This is a genomic window from uncultured Porphyromonas sp. (genome assembly GCF_915070105.1).
GTDB lineage: Bacteria > Bacteroidota > Bacteroidia > Bacteroidales > Porphyromonadaceae > Porphyromonas.
In genome coordinates this window covers 1-17,841 of the sequence record NZ_CAJZFJ010000006.1, presented here as the reverse complement: position 1 = coordinate 17,841, position 17,841 = coordinate 1, and the positions used below count along the sequence as shown (strand labels likewise).

The window sequence follows — 17,841 nt, the reverse complement described above, 5'->3', positions numbered from 1 at the left end:
AGGAAGGCTCGTAGACTAGGGGAGGAGGTGCTCGAGGGCGTAGGCTACGCCGTCCTCATTGTTGGTCTTGGTCACGAGGGTAGCCATTCGCTGGATGTCCTCGGGAGCGTTGCCCATGGCGACGGAGGTGCCTGCTAGACGAAGCATCTCTACGTCGTTGTAGTTATCCCCGATGGCGATGAGATCGCTTAGGCTTACCCCGAGGACGGCAGAGAGTCGCTCTAGGGCAACGCCCTTGTTCACCCCCTTGGGCACTAGCTCTAGGAAGATGTCGCTGGAGCGGAAGGCATCTACCCGATGGCCGAGCTGTGCCTTCACCGCAGCTTCTAGGGCTACCAGCCGATCGGTAGGCCCGACAGCTAGACACTTCGGTAGGGGCTCCTGGATGGAGGCTAAGAAGTCATCTAGTACGCACAAGGGCATACCCGTGATGTCGATCTCCTTCTGAGCGTACTCGTTGGCAGCCTCTTCACTTAGGATGGCTTCATCGGTGTAGCTGAGGATATTAACCCCATGCGCCTTGATGAGGTGGTAGAGCTGAGGGATGAGGTCTTGGTCTAGGAGCTGGGCATGGAGTACCTTGCCGGAGGAGAGTTCGATGGCCTTACCACCGTTGTAGGGGAGCAGGTAGCCCCCGTAGGTCTTTAGCTCTAGGATCTCGACGAGGTGACGAAGGGCAGAGGTGGGACGTCCCGAGGCAAGGACGATCCGCATATCCCGTTCACGCTGGGCATGGATGAGCGCATTACGTACGGGCTCGGTCACCTGATGCTGGCTATTGACGACCGTGCCATCTATGTCTAGGGCAAGAAGCTTCATTTGAGTTACTTACAATCTTGTTCGTTATGTATGTCCTGTGCAAAAGTACGGCATTCGTGAGACACTACCCTCCCCGAGGTCGTGGCGTCTACCCTGGCAAGGGGAGCGGAGAAAGGTGACTCACCCACAGAGCACACCTAGGCTAAGGAAGGAGAGCCCCCTGCCCTAGGGCAGAGTAGAAGGCTCGGAGCAAGGGCTAAAGAGTGCCGCCATGAGGTAGCCCTACTACCCCGCTCGGGGTGCCCCCGATACCTCACGAGACGTTCCCCCGATACCTCGGTCGGGGTAGCGGGCATACCTCGTAGGGTGGAGTGAGGGAGCCCTTCCCCCGAGCCCTAGGCAGGCTTCCCCGAGCCATATAGGGAGGAATAGATAACTTTGCCCAAAAGAACAGACAACGAATGAAGCTAACAGATGACTGGTTCACCTCGCTGAGCCATACCGACGAAGGACAGCTCGTCTTCGTCACTGTGCGTAAGGGCCTCGGCGAATTTATCGCTAGCCGTAAGCTACGGGTACGCGTAGACCTTAGCCTAAGCTATGAGGCAGAGGCCGAAGGGATGCCTACCGAAGCCGCCGCCCAGCTTATCGAGGCCATCGAGCCCCAGCTACGCAAGATCATGGAGCGGGACAAGCTCGCCATCCTCACCGGCAACTATACGGGTGGTGGCGTGAAGGACTGGACGTTCTATACTCGCCACTTGCCCACCTTCGGCGAGCGACTCAACGAGTGTCTCGCCCCCTACCCTCCCCTACCACTGGAGATCAGTTGTGTGGAGGACCCCGACTGGGAAGACTATCATGAGATGCTCCAGCTAGAGGAGCAGGAGGAGGACTAGCCACGCCATAGCCCGCTATGCAGTACCGACACTTCCGTCAGGAGGGGTGCGGTGAGGCCCGTGGTCTCATCTTGCACTTCAACGGCTGGGCGATGACCCCAGAGGCTGTCCAGCACCTTCGCCTGCCCCTCGGCTATGATCTCCTCGTCCTCTGGGATTACCGTACGGATGTACTTGATCCGCTGGAGCTGGGGCAGTATGAGGAGGTTCGCTTGACAGCTTGGTCGATGGGTGTATGGGCAGCTGACCGCTTCGTGCAGGCACACCCCGAGCTACGACAGCGTGTGCGCTCTGCCACGGCAGTGGCAGGGACTGGCTACCCTGTGAACGACCACCTCGGGATGCCTCTCGGGCATTGCGAGCAGACCCTTGCGGAGCTAACGGAGGAGAACCGTCCCCGCTTCAACCGTCGCACATGCGGAGGCAAGAGCCTTCGCCATCTATTTGAGGCTCTGGCTGCTCGCCCCACAGACGAGATCAGAGCAGAGATGCTTCGCGCCTACCACGATAGCCTTATGACCCCACAGCCTTCGCCCAAGAGCGAGGCATTAGGCCTCTGGACAAGAGCCTACGTGGGGGCGAGGGATCGTATCCTCCCCCTAGAGAACCAACTACGCTACTGGCACGGGCAGGGCCTAGAGCCGATCCTATTGCCCGAGGGCGAGCACTACCTCCTCAACCTCTTCACCGACTGGCAGGAGCTCTGGGACTAGGCTTCCCCTAGCCTACGACACACTTTTCCCCAGCCCAAGTCCCCCACCCTAGGCTTTGCCTAAGGGCAGATAACGAGCGAGCCTTCTCGGGAATGACTTGCTTGATTATCACTATCTTTGCATTTCCAAATCAAGAAGGTCACTTAATAGACAACAGACAGCTAAGAACCCAAAGATATGATAGTAACAAAGCGTGCCAACGATCCCGTATGGACGAATATCTACGCCTATGCTAAGCTCCCCCAGGAACTAGCTCGCCTCGAAGAACTCGCCCACAACCTATGGTGGGTGTGGAGCCCAAAGGCTCAGCACCTATTCTCCCGTCTCTCTCCTGAGCTCTGGGAGTCTACCGAGGGCAATCCGGTCATGCTCGCTCGCCAACTCTCCGCCGAGGATATAGAAAAGATCATCCACGATCAGTCTCTCATGGATGAGCTCTCCTCGGTCTACGCCGACTACCGTGCCTATATGAATGAGCCACAGGATGCCGAGCGCCCTTCGGTGGCTTACTTCAGCATGGAGTACGGACTCACCAATGTACTCAAGATCTACTCCGGCGGTCTAGGTGTACTGGCTGGAGACTACCTCAAGGAAGCCAGTGACAGCAATGTCCGTATGACGGCTGTGGGCTTCCTCTATCGCTACGGGTACTTCACCCAGACCCTCTCTCCCGAGGGACAGCAGCAGGCATCTTACGAGGCACAGGACTTCGCTCAGCTCCCCATCGAGCAGATCTTTGAGCAGGATGGTGTCACCCCCCTTGTCCTAGAGGTGCCCTACTCCTCCCACACTGTCTACTGCCACGTTTGGCGGGTCAATGTCGGTCGCATCAGCCTCTATCTCCTAGATACGGATATACTGCAGAATAGCGAATGGGACCGCTCTATCACCCACCAGCTCTACGGCGGCGAGTGGGAGAACCGTCTGAAGCAAGAGTACCTCCTCGGTATGGGGGGAATGCTCCTACTCAAGCGTCTAGGCATCCGCAAGGATGTATATCACATGAACGAAGGCCACGCCGCCTTCATGAACGCACAGCGCCTCCTAGACTATGTCGAGGACGAAGGCCTACCCTTCGATGAGGCCCTAGAGCTCGTGCGTGCCTCCTCCATCTATACGGTACATACGCCTGTACCTGCAGGTCACGACTACTTCGACGAAGGCCTGCTAGGCAAATACCTCGGACACGTCCCCGCACGTCTGGGCATATCGTGGCATGAGTTCGTAGACCTCGGTCGCGAACATCCTGGTAGCAACGAGAAGTTCTCTATGAGTGTCTTTGCTCTGAATACCTGTCAGGAAGCCAACGGAGTGAGCCTCTTACACGGCAAGGTGTCACAGGAGATGTTCTCCCCCGTTTGGCCGGGCTTCTTCCCCGAAGAGCTCCACGTAGGCTATGTCACGAATGGCGTGCATCTCCCCACTTGGGCCTCGGCAGAGTGGCAGGAGCTGTATGCTAAGTACCTCGGCGAAGACTTCATCAAGAACCAAACAAACGAGAGCACGTGGGCTCGCATCCAGCAGCTCCCCAACGAGCTCCTATGGGACACGCATCAGACGATCAAGCTTCGCCTAATCGAGCACATACGTTCCTTCTACGGAGAGCGATGGATCCGCAATAGCGGCGACCCCGAGACGACGGTATCCGTGCTGGAGGGGATCAACCCCAACGCCCTACTCATTGGCTTCGGTCGTCGCTTCGCCACATACAAGAGAGCTCACCTGCTCTTCACCGACCTTGAGCGACTCGAGCGTATCGTAAACAATCCGAAGTATCCCGTACAGTTCCTCTTCACCGGCAAGGCACACCCCGCCGACGGTGGTGGGCAGGGACTCATCAAGTATATCCTTGAGATTAGCCGACGTCCAGAGTTCCTAGGCAAGATCATCTTCCTCGAGAACTATGATATGCGTCTCGCTAGTAAGCTTATCGCAGGTGTGGACATCTGGATGAACACTCCTACTCGTCCCCTCGAGGCATCAGGCACGTCAGGTGAGAAGGCTGAGATGAATGGAGTACTTAACCTCTCCGTGCTAGACGGATGGTGGTACGAAGGCTATCGTGAGGGTGCTGGCTGGGCACTCACCGACAAGCGCACCTTCGCAGACCAAGGTCTACAAGACAAGCTAGATGCGACGACGATCTACGACCTCCTAGAGAAGGAAATCGTGCCTCTATACTTCAATCGTGAGGGCAAACCCTTCTCCGATGGTTGGGTACAGACGATGAAGAATTCAATGAATTTCATCGCCCCTCACTATACCATGCGTCGTATGATGGACGATTATTTCAGTCGCTTCTATTGCAAGCTAGCTCAGAGGTCTGCACGCCTGCACGCCGACGGCAATGCCATCGCTAAGGAACTCGTAGCATGGAAGCAGGCTGTGATCCGCCACTGGGATGACCTGCAGATCGTCTCCGTCGAAGACTCTGGTAACACCAGCAACGGATCCAACCAGCGACATACGGGCACAACGGAGACCATCCGCCTCGTACTCGATCGTGGAGCTCTCACCTGCGCCTTCGATGTGGAGCTGGTAGACGCTCGTGAGGACGAGCACGGCAAGCTCAGTCTCGTGAGCCGTACCCCTCTGACACTTGTACACGAAGAGGGTGCACGCAGTACCTACGAGCTCTCCTTCGTACAGTCCCGTCCTGGCCACTACAAGCGTGCCCTAAGGATCCTGCCCGCTCATCCCGAGCTCCCTCACCGCATGGACTTCGCTCTCGTGCGCTGGGTAGCCCTTCCCTAGTCGTTCGCTTCTCCCCGATAAATGGATAGCGGACTCACCCTCACCCAAGCTCAGTCTCTAGTAGACGAGTGGATACGTACCTACGGCGTACGCTACTTCTCCCCCCTCACCAACATGGCCATCCTTACGGAGGAGGTGGGAGAGGTGGCGTGCCTGATGGCACGTACCTACGGGGACCAAAGCTTCAAGGCCAGTGACGAGGCTAACACACTCTCCGACGAACTCACAGACGTCCTCTGGGTGCTCCTGTGTATCGCCAATCAGACGGGGGTGAACCTAGAGGAAGCCTTCCATCGAAACCTAGAGAAGAAGACCAGCCGTGATCGGGATCGCCACCGAGACAACCCCAAGCTCCACTGCGACACTGATTAGCAACCCTTTTTAGTTTACTCATAAAACCATGGCAGAGACAACCCCCAACAAGTACACTGAGGCTTTTGCCTCCTTCGCTCCTGCACTAAGCCTACAGGAGATCGACAAGCGCATCCAAGAGATCCTCGAGGAAAACTATGAGCGCAACAACACACGTGAGGTCAAGAAGTTCCTCCACTCCACCATCGACCTTACCACCCTTGCCGGTGCAGACACAGAGGAGAAAGTCGCTAAGCTTGTAGCCAGTGTCAATGACTTCGAAGGCACCGAAGACGTCCCTTCGGTGGCGGCGATCTGTGTCTACCCTAACTTTGTCAAGACCGTCCGTGATGTCCTCACTGCCCAGGGTGTGCAGGTAGCGTGTGTCAGCGGATGCTTCCCCGCCTCCCAGAGCTTCATCGAAGTCAAGATCGCTGAGACAGCTCTAGCGATAGCTGCGGGTGCAGATGAGATAGACATCGTGCTCAACCTCGGGGCATTCCTCGCTGGAGACTACGAGGAGGCTGCCACGGAGATCGAGGAGCAGCGTGCCACAGCTCGTGGAGCACACCTCAAGGTCATCCTAGAGACAGGTGCGCTCTGTGACCCCGAGCTCATCCGCCGAGCTTCTATCCTATCCCTCTTTGCGGGAGCAGACTTCCTCAAGACCTCTACTGGGAAGGAGTATCCAGGCGCTGACCTGCGTGCCGCCTTCATCCTCTGCTCGGTACTACGTGAGTACTACGACAGGTACGGGCACGTACGTGGCGTCAAGTTCAGCGGTGGCATTCGCACGGCAGAGGAAGCGGTGAAGTACTACTGCCTCGTCGAAGCTATCCTCGGTAAGGAATGGCTGGATAACCAGCGCTTCCGCATCGGTGCCTCCAGCCTCGTAGGGAGCCTTCAGGCAGAGATCCTCGGCTAAAGCCCCCAACAAGAAAGAAGCCCGAGCTGTAGATCTATACAGCTCGGGCTTCTTTTTTTCCAGCCATGGTGGCATGGGATAGGGGAGCTAGAGGGAGGGGAGGGGGCTATTGGACTTATTAGACCTATTGCACCTATTAGACCTAGATGATAGGTACGATAGGTGCAATAGGTCTAATAAGTCCAATAGCAAAGCCCTCTGTCACAAGCATTCCGAGAACGGAGAATAGTAGATACCGAGAGCGAAAAAACAGATCATACCGACAGCTCCGTAATCACCTATGTAAGGTGATGGATGCGCACATACCGAGAGCGCAGTAGCGATCATACCGAGAGCGTTGTCGTCACCTATGTAAGGTGATTACAGCGGACATACCGTGTCCTCTCCTACCCCACCCAAAATCCCGTAGCTAGAGCTGTCTCCGTAATCGATACAAGCAATGAGTACTGGGTCGAGGATATGGGCAGGGGGGGGAGGGGGTAGGCCTATCAGCAGGATCTGTAGGGGCGAGGGGTGCGCAGGGGCAAGGATGGGAGCAGGAGGGTGAGTGAGCTAGACCTATCGGCAGGATCTGTAGGTCGGGGGGGACGCAGGGGCGAGGGGTGGAGAGGAGAGGTAGGGGAGGTAGCGGTAGTACCTTGGTGGGGGAGAAGGTGGTTTTTCGGGCATAATCGCTACCTTTGGTACACACAACGCAAATAGACATCACTATGTCCATCAGACTTACCGAAGACCAGATACTACAGCTCGCACCCGACGCCGCCTCCGTCAAGGCTGGACAAGGACAGGCAAAGACCAGCAAATGGCCCCTGCTGCGATGTGGCGAAAGAGCCTTGTGGGGACACTGCCAGGGCTCAGGGTCATCCCCCTACCAGACGATAGTAGACCTTACGAATATTGCCTTTAAGTGCTCTTGCCCTAGTCATAAGTTTCCCTGCAAGCATGCCCTAGGCCTGCTCCTGCTCTATGCTCGCAGTGAGTCCGCCTTTGCCCAAGAGGACGAGCCCGAGTGGGTCACCTCCTGGATTGACAAGCGTGCAGAGACAGCAGAGAAGAAAGCTCAGCGTGAGGAGCGCAAGAAGGAGGGCGAGAAGGTCAAAGACCCCAAGCAGGCAGAGCGTCGGCAGGCCAATCGCCATGCCAAGATCTTGGGGGGAATGCAGGAGCTGGAGCTGTGGATGAAGGATCTACTGCGTACGGGTCTGATGCACGTAGCCTCTAGCCAGCGGGGGAGTATCTACGAGATGGCACGTAGGATGGTGGATGCGCAGGCCTCGGGTGTCGCCCAGCGGCTCTACGAGATCTACGAGATCGACTACAACGCTGAGGGCTGGAAGGAGCTCCTCCTCGATCGCCTCTCCCGTCTCTACCTCCTGATCTCTGCCTACCGTAGGATAGAGACCCTCAGTGAGGACTGGCAGGTGGAGCTTAGGACAATGGTCGGTATCCCTCAGGCACAGGATGAGGTGCTCGCTGGCGAAGGAGTGGAGGATGATTGGCTTGTCCTCTATACCGAGGAGCGTAGCACGGGCGATAACCGCACCGAGGTCGCCCACCTCTACGGACAGCAGAGCGGACGATATGCCGTGCGCTTGACCTTCATAGTGCCCGGTCGCCCGTCTATGGAGCTTAGCTTGATGGAGGGAGTAGTCTATCGGGCAAAGCTCTTCTTTTATAAGGGAGTGCTCAACAGCCGAGCCTTGGTGCAGGATGCCACCCCTACAGAGAAGACTTTTGTTCCTCAGAGCTTTGGCTGTATCGAGGAGGGAATGGCATACTATCGAGAGCGGATGGGGCAGAACCCCTTCGCCCAGCACACCTCTCTCTGTCTCGGGGAGGTAAGGATCTGCCCAGAGGGCGAGTCCTTCGCACTCTATGACGCTAGGGATAGGCGACAGCTTGTCTCCGTGAGGAGAGAGGATGGACTTTCCTTCCTGACCCTAACGGGCGGAAGACCTTGCAATGCCTTCGTCATCATCAGCGAAGGCGAGTGGCGGCTCATCTCCATTTGGTACGATGGGCACTACTGCATCACACAGCATGAGTATCACACCAAGGAGTATGAGTAGTACAACGAATAGTCTTGTTAGCCTAGCTCTGCTGGGCACCCCAGGTAGGACGGTGGCCTGCCCCCTGCCCGAGCTGCAGGCAGAGTGGGAGAAGATACAGCAGGGGAGTGAGGACAGTGAGGAGGCCTTCTATCGCTTAGCTGCGATGGTCTTCGCTTATCGTCGGGCAGGTCTCTTGCCCGAGGAGCAGGAGGTGAGCTACCCACTGACGGAGCCCCTTGAGGAGACGCAACCCTTCCTCCCGCAGGAGCCTTCCCTCATCCTTCGTAGCCTGCTCAGCAATAGGCTGACCGCTACCCTTGCCTATGGGCTAGACCTAGTGGCTGAGGAGGGGCTGATCCTTCGCCCCGAGTATGTGTACGAGCTACTAAGCACAGTGCTCAAGAAGGGTAGTGGCTACAATGTGGCTTGTAGAGCCAACGCCCTCAAGGTCTCGGGCAATAGAGGTAAGTGGCTGCTCCCGCTCCTCGAGGTAGAGGAGGAGAGTCCCCTAGACCTAGAGCACTGGGAGCTATCTGGCCAGCAGGCTCGCCTACAGCTCCTCAAGCAGGTGCGTAGGGAGGATCCTCGGGCTGCGATACCACTTGTCGAACGCACTTGGCGTGAGGAGACGGCCTCCAATAGAGAGGCTCTGCTCTCGTGCTTCAGTATAGGACTTAGCCAAGAGGACGAAGAGTTCCTCACCGCCGTGATGGCGAAGGATCGCAGTCAGAAGGTGCGTGAGGTCGCCCGTTCGCTCCTCGGGAGCTTACCTAAGGGGCAGCTCGTCAGACGCTACTGCGAGCTCCTAAAGGGACAGCTGAAGTATGGGCGCATACTAGGCTGGTCATATACCCCGATCCCCTACAGCCCCGAACTCAAGGAGCTGGGTATCGCTGAGGTCAGCCCCAACAAGGGCGAGAGCGATGAGCACTACATCCTGCGCCAGATAGCAGAGCGTGTACCCCTGACCTTCTGGATGGAGTTCTACGACACGAACGACCCGATGAAGGCTGCACAGCGACTTGCCAAGAACCCACCCTTTGCATCCTACTTTTCCATAACGAGTCCGATCGTAACCCTACGAGATAGGCACTGGGCCTACTGGGTACTGCAGGAGCAGTGTGATAGCAAGACCCTCGAGGAGCTCGTGGGGCTTCTTAGCCCGGGGCAACGAGAGGATATAGACCTACGGAAGTACAACGCTCGCCACGGTATACCCGAGCAATGGGTCACGGAGGGTGAGGAGATGTGGGGGCCTCGCTTCTCCCTGGCGTTCCTGAAGATCGTCAGTGCCTGCTATGTCTACTATCGCCTAGCGAAGACGGAGCAGATAGGTCTATCCCTACACCCCGACGTACAGCCCTTCCTCTACGGTCTCCTGCATGGAGAGGACGCAGAGCATGTACCCGATATGACCCCATCCAAGCGAGCCTTCCTAGAGGATCTTCTCCTGATCATGCAGACGAAGGCCGCCCTAGACAAAACATTCCCAAAGACTAAATAAAACCACTACATACGTATAATATGAGCACATTACTAAGACAACATGCCGAGCAACTCTTCGCAGAAGAACTTCACGAGCTAAAGAAGAACGAGACCAACCCAATCCCTGATAACTGGGTGCTATCACCCCAGTCGGTCGTCACCTATCTCCTCGGGGGGAAGCTCAAGAACGGATTCGAGGTAACCCCGAAGTACATAGGCCGCAGACGGCTCATGGAGATAGCCGTAGCAACCCTCGTGACCGATCGTGCCCTCCTGCTCTATGGACTCCCGGGGACAGCCAAGAGCTGGGTCAGTGAGCACCTAGCAGCCGCTATCTCGGGTAACTCTACCCTCATCGTCCAGGGTACTGCAGGTACGGGAGAGGAGGCTATACGCTATGGGTGGAACTATGCCCGCCTACTAGCCGAAGGGCCAAGCGAAGGGGCACTCGTCGAGACCCCCGTCATGAAGGCTATGAAGGAGGGTAAGATAGCTCGTGTGGAGGAACTCACCCGCATTGGCTCCGATGTGCAGGATACCCTCATCACCATCCTCTCGGAGAAGGCGATGCCTATACCCGAACTGAACCAAGAGGTGCAGGCCATACGAGGCTTCAACGTCATCGCCACAGCGAACAACCGAGACAAGGGGGTCAATGACCTCTCTAGCGCCCTCAAGCGTCGCTTCAATACCGTCATCCTCCCGCTGCCTGATACGCTGGATGAGGAGATCGATATCGTGCGCAGACGTGTCGAGAGCTTCGAGCAGGTGATGAAGCTACCAGCAGAGAAGCCTGCACTAGAGGAGATACGTCGTGTGGTCACTATATTCCGTGAGCTACGTTCTGGGGCTACCGCTGATGGTAAGACCAAGCTCAAGAGCCCCACGGGGACACTTAGTACGGCAGAGGCGATCTCGGTGGTGAATAACGGCCTTGCTATGGCTGGCTACTTCGGTGATGGCGCACTACATGCAGAGGACTTGGTCTCGGGTATCCTCGGTGCTGTCGTTAAGGATCCCGTGCAGGATAAGATAGTCTGGCAGGAATACATGGAGACCGTTGTCAAGCAACGTGATGGGTGGAAGGACATCTATCGTGCTTCGCGTGACATGATCTAGTACCATGGCTACGTATATACTAGGGGTCAGGCATCACGGCCCGGGCTCTGCTCGGCGTGTACGGGAGCGTCTCGAGGCTCTCCGCCCTGACCTAATACTCGTAGAGGGGCCACCCGAGGCGGAGGAGCTCCTAGGGCAGGTAGCTAGAGAGGGCATGAAGCCCCCCGTAGCTCTCCTGGCCTACGAGCCTACGAATCCTCAGAATGCGGTCTTCTATCCCTTCGCAGCCTTCTCCCCCGAATGGCAGGCGATGCTCTACGCAGCCACTCAGGGTACGGAGCTACACTTCTTTGACCTACCCCTTATCTATCGCTTAGCCCAGACAGAGGTGAAGGCAGAGGAGACGAGCGAGGCAAGCCCGGGCGAAGCTCCCACTGACGAGGCTACAGAGGTGCTGTCTACTCCCCCTACAGAGCAGACCGAGTCGTCTACCTCAGCTACAGACGAAGAGTCCCCCGTGGAGGTGAGCTCAGTCCTTCCCCCCGATGAGGAAGAGCTAGAGGATGCCTTTACCACTCCCGATCCCTTCGATGTCCTCGCAGAGATCGATGGCTTATCGGATGGGGAGGCTTGGTGGAATCTCCGTATCGAGAGTAGCCCCGACGGGGCAGAGGTCTTCGAGGCGGTGAGCGAAGCTATGACTGCCCTTCGGGAGGCCTTCCCCGACCGTACGAGTGAGCACGACCTCGTACGTGAAGCGTGGATGCGTAAGCAGATACGAGAGGCAGAGCGAGCAGGTGATCGGGTCATCGTCGTCATCTGTGGCGCATGGCATGCCCCTGCCCTAGAGGCAAGAGCCAAGATCAAAGTCAAGGAAGACAATGAGCGACTAAAGGGCCTTCCCAAGACGAAGATTACCTGCACGTGGATCCCCTGGACCTACGACCGCCTATCCCTATATAGCGGTTATGGTGCAGGTATCACTTCACCGGGATGGTATGACTATCTGTGGCATCACCCCGAGGATGATGGTACGCTCTGGGTCAGTAGGATGGCCAAGCATCTTCGTCGGAAGAATATGGACATCTCCGTGGCACATGTTATCGAGACCGTACGTCTGGCTCACGCTACTGCTGCCCTCAAGGAATACCCACGTGCCCTCCTAGAGGACTATAGTCATGCAGCTATTACCGTAATGGGCTTCGGCGATCCGATCCTACTGGATCTGATCAAGGAGGAGCTAATCATCGGTAATCGCCTTGGCTCTGTACCCGATGATGTGCCTAAGGTGCCCCTCTTGGTGGACATTGAGCGGCAACAGAAGCGACTTCGCTTGCCCTTCACTTCCGAGATCAAGACCGTAACGCTTGACCTGCGTAAACCGCTAGACCTAGAGAAGAGTATCTTCATCCATCGCCTTGATCTACTCGGCATCGGCTGGGGGACAGAGCGGGGAGTCTCGGGCAAGGGTACCTTCAAAGAGCAATGGGAGCTCTACCATAAGCCCGAGCAGATCATATCGATCATCGAGCGGGCTGTGTGGGGCAACACCCTGCAGCAGGCTACCGAAGCCTATATGAGCCATCAGGCGATGGAGGCGCAGAACATACGCCGTCTCGCCGAACTCCTTGATGAGGCTATCCCTGCCGACCTCCCGGGGCTGGTGACGATGATGACCAAGAGGCTCGACGAGCTATCTGCCTCCGCTGTCGATGTCGGGGAAATGCTAGATACGATCCCCAAGCTCATACGCATCCTGCGCTACGGCTCTGTGCGTGCCTTAGACTTCTCTCACCTAGAGGGCATCCTGCGGGTAATGGTAGCACGTAGCGTAGCTGGGGGCTTGCAGGCCTGCTCAGGTATCGACGAAGCTGCCGCAGACGATCTGTATCGATCCCTTAGGGAGGTAGACCAAGCACTCATGACCCTAGCAGACGAAGAGCTTAGGGAGCTGTGGCTCGCCTTCCTCGAGGAGCTTCGTACCTCCTCACAGGTGCATCCTTTGCTGGCTGGTATGGCGACGTTGCTCCTTAACCAAGCTGACCGCTTGTCCAGCGAACAGATCGCACGTAGTCTCTCTTACCACAGTTCGGTAGGGATGAAGCCCCTGGATATGGCGTATTGGCTCGAGGGCTTCCTTCGTTCCTCTTCCACGCTCCTCTTGCTGGAGGATCGCCTCTGGGAGTTGGTCAATGACTGGATCTGCGGTATCACGGCGGAGAACTTCCACGAGCTACTTCCGGTGCTGCGTAGGACCTTCTCAGACTACTCTCCAGCCGAAAGGCGCAACCTCGGGGAGAAGGCTCGTCACTATGATGGCAAGCGCTCCTCGACCCAGAGTGTCGGGATGAGTACAGAGCCCCTGGATCATGCCGAGGCAGCTCGTGTCCTGCCCTTACTTCACCTATTCTTAGGATTAGACTAGACAAAAGAGATCATGCAAGAAGAATATCTGAAGCGCTGGCGACTGATCCTCGGTGGAGATGAAGCCGATGGCACCGGTGTGAGCCTCTCGAAGGAGGAGATACGGATGGATGAGTGCCTCGAGGCTGTCTACGACTCTGACCGCTCGGCGGGACTAGGGAGCTCGGCTCCCAAGGTCAGCCGATGGCTGGGGGATATACGAGAGTTCTTCCCCCAGAGTGTCGTGCAGGTCATCCAGCGGGATGCTGTATCACGTCTTCACCTCCATGAGCTCCTGACAGAGCCCGAGATGCTCGAGGGAGTCGTACCTGACGTTCACCTAGTAGCTACCCTCATGTCTCTATCGAGAGCTATACCCGAGAAGAGCAAGGCAACGGCTCGGGAGGTCGTCCGCAAGGTCGTCGATGAGCTCCTTAGGAAGCTCGCTGGACCTACCCAGCAGGCGGTCACGGGGGCACTCAACAGATCCTCCCGACGTCGCAATCCTCGCTACAACGAGATAGACTGGAATACTACGATCACGAAGAACCTCAAGAACTACCAACCCGACTATAAGACCATCATTCCCGAGATCCGTATAGGCTATGGGCGACGACGCAAGGCCATGAAGGACATCGTCCTCTGCATCGACCAGAGCGGCTCAATGGGTGCCTCCGTTGTCTATTCGGGGATCTTTGGTTCGGTGCTTGCCTCTATCCCTGCCGTCAGTACCCGTATGGTCGTCTTCGACACAGAGGTAGCGGATCTCACGGATGAGATGGAAGACCCTGTGGACCTGCTCTTCGGAGTCCAGCTCGGGGGAGGAACGGATATTGACCGAGCTCTGCACTACTGCATGGAGCGTATCACACGTCCAGAGGATACGACGTTGGTATTAGTGACGGACCTCTACGAAGGGGGCAACGAGCGGGAGATGCGCAAGAAGTTCGTCCGGCTGGTACAGTCGGGGGTGCAACTGATCGTCCTCCTAGCCCTCAACGACGATGGTTCGCCTTCCTATGATCGGGGTAACGCAGCCTTCCTAGGCACTCTTGGGGTACCCGCCTTTGCTTGTACCCCGGACAAGTTCCCCGAACTGATGTCGGCAGCGATCAATAAGCAGGACCTCAACCTCTGGGTCGCTCAGAATATCAAGAGCTAGCCGTCATCGAGGGCAAAGGGTGGGAAGGGAATGCCCATAATGACATTGTGTATTTGTATTGTTTCGTGTAGTCCCCTGCTTCGCCGAGGTTATTCCTTTGGCGGGGCAGGGGCTAGCGATATTGCACCTATTGGACTTATTAGACCTACCCCCTACACTACTAGACCTATCACTCCCCCAGCCCTACTCCTGCCTAGTCCCTAGCCTCTACCTAGGAGGGATGAGTATACACGCGTGTACACTACATCGCTCTAAGTATATCCTCTGTAGGGCTCGCTTGTATGTCTGTTTCTTGGGGTTGTCGGCCCTACTAGCTCGGGGGAGATGAGGGTGGGTATCCCGCATCTACAGTATCTTTGTCTCCCCGATGAGTCCCCTGCCTTTTGTGGGGGTGTGCTTCACAGATCCATTTGTCCCATAGACCTATGTCCTCTATACTCCCTCAGCAGATAGCCATAGCAGACTACGACTATCCCCTACCCGATGAGCGCATCGCTCGCTATCCCCTACCCGATAGGAGTAGCTCCAAGCTCCTCTCTTACCAAGGAGGGAGGATCGCCGAACATACCTTCCGTGACCTACCCAAGCTCCTACCCGAGGGTACCGTCCTCGTGCGCAATAACTCTAAGGTCATCCGTGCTCGCCTGCTCTTTCACAAGGAGAGTGGAGCACGCATTGAGATCTTCTGCCTTGACCCTTCCTCCCCCGAGAGCTACGAACTCTCCCTCTCGGCCACGGAGCGGTGTAGCTGGCACTGCATGATCGGTAATGCCAAGCGTTTCAAGCTCTCCTCAAGCCTCTACGAAGACCTCACCGGCTCTAAGGGTCAGGTACGCCTACAAGCCGAACGTATCGGCGAGGGCGAGGTATCCTTCAGCTGGGACAACCCCCACTATACCTTCGGCGAACTGCTAGAGCTGATGGGCATCCTTCCCATCCCGCCTTACTTGGACAGAGAGACCGAGGCTGGTGACCTCATCACCTATCAGACTGTCTATGCCCAGCGAGAGGGATCGGTAGCAGCTCCTACGGCAGGGTTGCACTTTACCCCCGAGGTCTTTGTCCAGCTCGGAGAGCGAGGGATAGATGTGCTGGATGTGACCCTTCATGTCGGGGCAGGAACCTTTCGTCCTGTCAAGGCCGAGCTCATCGGCGAGCACGAGATGCATGCCGAGCTTATCTCCGTCTCCCGCCCGACACTGGAGCGTCTAAGGGCAAGCCTAGGCCATATCATCGCTGTGGGGACGACCTCGGTGCGTACGCTGGAGAGCCTCTACCACCTGGGAGTACACCTCACTCAGCACCCCGAGAGCCTGCCCGAGGAGCTACACGTATCCCAGTGGCAGCCCTATGAGGGCGAGGAGGACTACAGCGCCGAGCAAGCCCTAGACACACTCCTATATTATATGGAGCGACACGGACTGACTCAGCTCGTCTTCCCCACAAGCATCATTATTGCCCCAGGCTATACTTATCGGGTGATACGAGGGATGATCACGAACTTCCATCAGCCACATAGCACCCTGCTACTGCTGATAGCAGCACTGATCGGAGAGGACTGGCACAGGGTGTATGAGTATGCGCTCTCGCATGACTTCCGTTTTCTGAGCTACGGGGATAGCTCACTACTGCTACCGTATTAGACCTATTAGACCTATTGCACCTATTGGACCTAGGTGATAGGTCCAATAGGTGCAATAGGTCTAATATATTATCTATATTTGTGGACATGACTTAAATATACCTTGTATGCCCACACCGCCTAGCTTTCTTCCACAGAAGGGACGATACCGAGACCTCATCGCCTTTCAGAAGGCAGAGTGTATCTATGATATTACCTTTTACTTTGCTCATCACTTCCTAGAGCGGGGTGATCGCACCATCGACCAGATGATACAGGCGGCACGCAGTGGTAAGCAGAATATCGCCGAAGGTACAGCCGCCGCTACCACCTCCCGAGAGACCGAGATCAAGCTCCTCAATGTAGCCAGAGCTAGCCTCCAAGAACTCCTCATCGACTACGAAGACTACCTACGTGTACGTGACCTTGAGCAGTGGAGCTTAGGTAGCGAAAAAACCTCTCAGGCACGTAGAGTATGCTGGAAGCACAACGACTCCGCATTCTACCGAGAGGCAATCAAAGTACGTACACCCGAGACCATAGCCAACATAGCCATCACCCTAATCCATCAGGCTGATAGCCTCCTACGTAAGCTCATAGAGGCCGCCAAGGCTGCCTTCCTCAGAGAGGGAGGCATACGAGAGGAGATGTCTCGCGCTCGGCGGGCAGCGAGGGAGCAGGGCTATTAGACCTATTGCACCTATTAGACCTATCACCTAAGTCCAATAGGTGCAATAGGTCTAATAGCTGATATTGTGTAACTTTGTCGTTTAGTTATTAGCCCCCCTTGTGGGGGTCATGATGAGATTTTAATCTACGAATTAGGATAAACAACTTTAATGGCACAGCAAGAAGACCTCTTCAAAAAGGTAATCGCTCACTGTAAGGAATACGGCTTCGTCTTCCCATCCTCCGAGATCTATGATGGCCTCGGCGCAGTCTATGACTATGGGCAGCTCGGTAGCGAACTCAAGAACAACATCAAACGCTACTGGTGGGAGGCCATGACGCTCCTTGCCCCCAATGTCGTGGGCATTGACTCCGCCATCTTCATGCACCCTAAGATCTGGAAGGCCTCTGGACACGTCGATGCCTTCAACGATCCACTCATCGACAACAAAGACTCCAAGAAGCGCTACCGTGCCGATGTACTCATCGAAGACCACCTAGCCAAGATAGAGGAGAAGATCAATAAAGAGGTAGCTAAGGCTGCCAAGAAGTTCGGAGAGAGCTTCGACGAAGAACAGTTCCGCTCCACCAATGGCCGTGTACTCGAGTACCAGGCTAAGTGGAATGAGGTACATAGCCGCTTCGCCGAGGCGATGAATGCCACCGACCTCGAAGGGCTACGACAGATCATCCTAGACTGTGAGATCGTCTGCCCCATTAGTGGTACACGCAACTGGACAGAGGTGCGACAGTTCAACCTCATGTTCGCCACCGAGATGGGCTCTACCGCAGAGGGTGCCATGAAGGTGTACCTTCGCCCCGAGACCGCTCAGGGGATCTTCGTCAATTTCCTCAACGTGCAGAAGACTGGACGTATGAAGATACCCTTCGGGATCGCTCAGATCGGTAAGGCCTTCCGCAATGAGATCGTAGCTCGTCAGTTCATCTTCCGTATGCGCGAGTTCGAGCAGATGGAGATGCAGTTCTTCG

At 56.3% G+C, this 17,841-nt stretch carries 14 protein-coding genes; 13 read left to right on the top strand and 1 reads right to left on the bottom strand.

Features of this window, described 5'->3' with window-relative positions; translation table 11 throughout:
- Positions 1-15: 15 nt before the first annotated feature.
- Entirely contained in the window at positions 16-819 is an 804-nt protein-coding gene (locus QZ554_RS01225) for a Cof-type HAD-IIB family hydrolase (RefSeq protein WP_297193643.1), read from the bottom strand.
- A 401-nt stretch (positions 820-1,220) separates the two neighbouring features.
- Between QZ554_RS01225 and QZ554_RS01220 the strand changes: the two genes are divergently transcribed.
- The 13 genes from QZ554_RS01220 to QZ554_RS01160 form a co-directional block, all read left to right on the top strand.
- Complete coding sequence (locus QZ554_RS01220) at positions 1,221-1,658, top strand: DUF695 domain-containing protein (protein WP_297193641.1); 438 nt, start codon at positions 1,221-1,223, stop codon at positions 1,656-1,658.
- Between the two features lie 17 nt (positions 1,659-1,675).
- On the top strand, positions 1,676-2,371 hold the full coding sequence (locus QZ554_RS01215; protein WP_297193640.1) for a pimeloyl-ACP methyl esterase BioG family protein: 696 nt from the start codon (positions 1,676-1,678) through the stop codon (positions 2,369-2,371).
- Positions 2,372-2,548: 177 nt separating this feature from the next.
- On the top strand, positions 2,549-5,125 hold the full coding sequence (glgP, locus tag QZ554_RS01210) for an alpha-glucan family phosphorylase (protein ID WP_297193638.1): 2,577 nt from the start codon (positions 2,549-2,551) through the stop codon (positions 5,123-5,125).
- Positions 5,126-5,146: 21 nt separating this feature from the next.
- Positions 5,147-5,497, top strand: a complete 351-nt coding sequence (locus QZ554_RS01205; RefSeq protein ID WP_297193636.1) for a nucleotide pyrophosphohydrolase — start codon at positions 5,147-5,149, stop codon at positions 5,495-5,497.
- Positions 5,498-5,525: 28 nt separating this feature from the next.
- A complete protein-coding gene (gene deoC, locus QZ554_RS01200; protein WP_297193634.1) occupies positions 5,526-6,401 on the top strand; it encodes a deoxyribose-phosphate aldolase in 876 nt (291 codons plus the stop codon).
- Between the two features lie 710 nt (positions 6,402-7,111).
- Positions 7,112-8,470 (top strand): SWIM zinc finger family protein, encoded by a 1,359-nt coding sequence (locus QZ554_RS01195; RefSeq protein WP_297193633.1) that lies wholly within the window; start codon positions 7,112-7,114, stop codon positions 8,468-8,470.
- A complete protein-coding gene (locus QZ554_RS01190; protein WP_297193631.1) occupies positions 8,463-9,956 on the top strand; it encodes a DUF5691 domain-containing protein in 1,494 nt (497 codons plus the stop codon). The genes QZ554_RS01195 and QZ554_RS01190 overlap by 8 nt, the downstream gene beginning before the upstream one ends.
- A gap of 20 nt (positions 9,957-9,976) precedes the next feature.
- Positions 9,977-11,056 carry an AAA family ATPase gene (locus QZ554_RS01185; RefSeq protein WP_215493661.1) on the top strand — a complete coding sequence of 360 codons (1,080 nt, stop codon included), beginning with the start codon at positions 9,977-9,979 and terminating at the stop codon, positions 11,054-11,056.
- Between the two features lie 4 nt (positions 11,057-11,060).
- Complete coding sequence (locus QZ554_RS01180; RefSeq protein WP_297193629.1) at positions 11,061-13,421, top strand: DUF5682 family protein; 2,361 nt, start codon at positions 11,061-11,063, stop codon at positions 13,419-13,421.
- 12 nt (positions 13,422-13,433) lie between these two features.
- Positions 13,434-14,561: a VWA domain-containing protein gene (locus QZ554_RS01175; RefSeq protein WP_297193627.1), complete on the top strand. Its 1,128-nt coding sequence runs from the start codon at positions 13,434-13,436 to the stop codon at positions 14,559-14,561.
- Positions 14,562-14,986: 425 nt separating this feature from the next.
- Positions 14,987-16,204, top strand: coding sequence for an S-adenosylmethionine:tRNA ribosyltransferase-isomerase (locus tag QZ554_RS01170; RefSeq protein ID WP_297193625.1), 1,218 nt, complete (start codon positions 14,987-14,989; stop codon positions 16,202-16,204).
- Positions 16,205-16,310: 106 nt separating this feature from the next.
- Positions 16,311-16,871: a four helix bundle suffix domain-containing protein gene (locus QZ554_RS01165; RefSeq protein WP_297193623.1), complete on the top strand. Its 561-nt coding sequence runs from the start codon at positions 16,311-16,313 to the stop codon at positions 16,869-16,871.
- 150 nt (positions 16,872-17,021) lie between these two features.
- Positions 17,022-17,841, top strand: an 820-nt coding sequence (locus QZ554_RS01160) for a glycine--tRNA ligase (RefSeq protein WP_297193621.1), incomplete at its 3' end; no start/stop codon positions are given.

Coding starts and splice junctions, on each gene's coding strand:
- QZ554_RS01225 (WP_297193643.1), bottom strand. CDS start 819: ATGAAGCTTCTTGCCCTAGACATAGATGGCACGGTCGTCAATAGCCAG.
- QZ554_RS01220 (WP_297193641.1), top strand. CDS start 1,221: ATGAAGCTAACAGATGACTGGTTCACCTCGCTGAGCCATACCGACGAA.
- QZ554_RS01215 (WP_297193640.1), top strand. CDS start 1,676: ATGCAGTACCGACACTTCCGTCAGGAGGGGTGCGGTGAGGCCCGTGGT.
- glgP (WP_297193638.1), top strand. CDS start 2,549: ATGATAGTAACAAAGCGTGCCAACGATCCCGTATGGACGAATATCTAC.
- QZ554_RS01205 (WP_297193636.1), top strand. CDS start 5,147: ATGGATAGCGGACTCACCCTCACCCAAGCTCAGTCTCTAGTAGACGAG.
- deoC (WP_297193634.1), top strand. CDS start 5,526: ATGGCAGAGACAACCCCCAACAAGTACACTGAGGCTTTTGCCTCCTTC.
- QZ554_RS01195 (WP_297193633.1), top strand. CDS start 7,112: ATGTCCATCAGACTTACCGAAGACCAGATACTACAGCTCGCACCCGAC.
- QZ554_RS01190 (WP_297193631.1), top strand. CDS start 8,463: ATGAGTAGTACAACGAATAGTCTTGTTAGCCTAGCTCTGCTGGGCACC.
- QZ554_RS01185 (WP_215493661.1), top strand. CDS start 9,977: ATGAGCACATTACTAAGACAACATGCCGAGCAACTCTTCGCAGAAGAA.
- QZ554_RS01180 (WP_297193629.1), top strand. CDS start 11,061: ATGGCTACGTATATACTAGGGGTCAGGCATCACGGCCCGGGCTCTGCT.
- QZ554_RS01175 (WP_297193627.1), top strand. CDS start 13,434: ATGCAAGAAGAATATCTGAAGCGCTGGCGACTGATCCTCGGTGGAGAT.
- QZ554_RS01170 (WP_297193625.1), top strand. CDS start 14,987: ATGTCCTCTATACTCCCTCAGCAGATAGCCATAGCAGACTACGACTAT.
- QZ554_RS01165 (WP_297193623.1), top strand. CDS start 16,311: ATGCCCACACCGCCTAGCTTTCTTCCACAGAAGGGACGATACCGAGAC.